The following is a 2,291-nucleotide window of genomic DNA, read 5'->3' on the forward strand; positions in this document are numbered from 1 at the left end:
GCTCGGCATAGTCCTGGTGCGAGACCTCGCCGGTGCAGGGACCGGCGCAGCGCTTGATCTGATAAAGCAGGCATGGCCGCGTGCGGTTCTCGTAGAACGAGTTGGTGCAACTGCGCAGCAGAAAGGCGCGCTGCAGCGAGTTGATGGTGCGGCCAACGGCACCGGCCGAAGCAAAGGGGCCGAAATAATCGCCTTTGCGCGAACGCGCGCCGCGATGCTTATAGATGCCGGGCGAGACATGGTCGCCGGTCAAGAGGATATAGGGAAACGACTTGTCGTCGCGCATCAGGACGTTGAATCGCGGCCGCAAGCGCTTGATAAGATTGGCTTCGAGCAGCAGCGCTTCGATCTCGGTGCGGGTGACGACGAACTCCATCGTCGACGTCTCGCGCACCATGCGGCCGATGCGGGTGGTGTGGAAGCGGCCTTGCGCGTAGTTGGTGACGCGCTTCTTCAGGCTGCGCGCCTTGCCGACATAGAGCACATCGCCGGCAGCGTTCATCATGCGGTAGACGCCGGGCGCGTTGGGCAGCCGCTTGACCAGCGTCTGGATCACCTCGGCACCGATCATGCCTTCCGCGTCGCCGGCATGCGGCGTCCAGTCGATGGCGGTGAAGGCGACATCGGGACCGACGGTTTCAACCATCTCCTCGACCGCCTCGTCCTCGAGGTCGATATCGGGAGGCAGATCGTCGGTGCCGCCGCGCGGCTTGCTTTTGTGGTCTATAGGACTCATTCCGTCATGCCTGTCACATCGGGCGTCTGCCACGCAAGATGCTGGCCGCCATCGAGCGCGATCATCTGGCCGGTGACCGAGCGCGCTTCCCAGAGATAGCGGATTGTGGCGCCGAATTCCGGCAATTCCGGGCCGCGCTTGAGGATCAAGCCATCGACTTGGGCTGCAAAATCGCTGTCGTCCTGACGCGCGTTCTTCAATGTCGGCCCCGGGCCGATGGCATTGACGCGGACGCGGGGACCGAGCGCTTGCGCCATCATCTGGGTGGCTGTCCACAGCGTCGATTTGGACAGTGCATAGGAAAAGTAGCGCGGCGTCGGCCGCCAGACGCGCTGGTCTATCATGTTGACGATCAGGCCCTCCTGCCCTGCCGGTAGTGCCCGGGCGAAATTCTGCGCCAGGAGCGCGGGCGCTTTCACATGGACGGCAAAGTGCCGGTCCCAGGCCCGCCAGTCGAAATCCAGAACCGAATCGTCCTCGAAGAGCGACGCGTTGTTGACCAGCAGCGAGAGCGGCCCGAGCGCTGCTTGCGCCTCGCCGATAAGGTCATCGATGGCGTCCATATCGGTCAGGTCGGCGGCGACCACCGCGGCGCGGCCATCTCCGGCGATGATTTCGGCAGCCAACGCATCGGCCTCGGTGCGCGAGCGGTTGCAATGGATGGCGACGGCAAAACCGTGCGCGGCGAGATCCTCGACGATCGCCCTGCCGATCCGCCTGGCCCCGCCCGTCACCAGCGCCGTGACAGTGGCTTTGCTCATATGGTGTCAATCCTCAATTTCGGCCCGAAAAAGCAGTGCCGGCGAAATATGGCCCGGCATGCGTTAAATGGTGTTCGCACCTTGGGCAGCATTGTGGCGAAACGGCCGTTTGGGCATCTTGGCCCGCCCTGGACTCAGGCGTGCCCGACCGCAATATAGGGTGCTGGAGTCCTTGCACCAAGCGGTGTGCAGCGCAGCACCGGATGGTTCCTGCCATTTCGCTGTTGCGAAGATGCAACGTCAAGGTTCTGCCTCATTTGCGCCGGGGAATGACCCAAGTTCAGGTTCGCTTCAGCCGCATTTTGACACGACATTTGGAACCGACGAACGCCAGATCCGTTTCACCCCCCGGACGGGTCGATGGCGATCGTGAGAAACAAGCCTGTGTCCTGTGGCTTAAGGAGTAAAGAACAATGCAAGCCAATCTCAAATTCGCACGGCCGCTGGCCGTTGCGCTCGGGCTCTTCGCCCTCAGCGGAACTGCCTATGCTGCTGACGTGGTTTCGGAAGAGCCGCCGGCACCTGCGCCGATCGCTGAACTTCCCGTCGCTTCGTGGGCCGGCCCCTACGCCGGTCTCAACGTCGGCTATGGCTTCAGCGGCCATACCAAGGAAAAGGATCTGGGTGTTGACAATGTTGACGTCGGCACCAAGGGCTTCGTCGGCAGCGTTTTCGGCGGCTATCAGTGGCAGCAAGAGAACTTCGTCTACGGCGCTGAAGCCGAACTCGGCTACAACGGCGTCAAGGGCGACGATTCTGGCGTCAATTCCAAGGCCGGCTTCGAGGGTTCGTTG

At 62.5% G+C, this 2,291-nt stretch carries 2 protein-coding genes and 1 pseudogene; 1 reads left to right on the top strand and 2 read right to left on the bottom strand.

Features of this window, described 5'->3' with window-relative positions; translation table 11 throughout:
• Together EN925_RS32495 and EN925_RS32500 are read right to left on the bottom strand one after the other, a co-directional pair.
• Positions 1-736: GIY-YIG nuclease family protein (locus EN925_RS32495; protein WP_164894546.1), on the bottom strand; the 736-nt coding region annotated here is incomplete at its 3' end.
• A complete protein-coding gene (locus EN925_RS32500; RefSeq protein ID WP_127370141.1) occupies positions 733-1,497 on the bottom strand; it encodes an SDR family oxidoreductase in 765 nt (254 codons plus the stop codon). The genes EN925_RS32495 and EN925_RS32500, both read right to left, overlap by 4 nt.
• A gap of 413 nt (positions 1,498-1,910) precedes the next feature.
• Here EN925_RS32500 and EN925_RS32505 point away from each other — a divergent pair.
• Positions 1,911-2,291, top strand: a pseudogene (locus tag EN925_RS32505) (porin family protein); the annotation flags it as partial.

The organism is Mesorhizobium sp. M7A.F.Ca.US.006.04.2.1, assembly GCF_004022915.1.
GTDB classification, from domain to species: Bacteria; Pseudomonadota; Alphaproteobacteria; order Rhizobiales; family Rhizobiaceae; genus Mesorhizobium; species Mesorhizobium ciceri.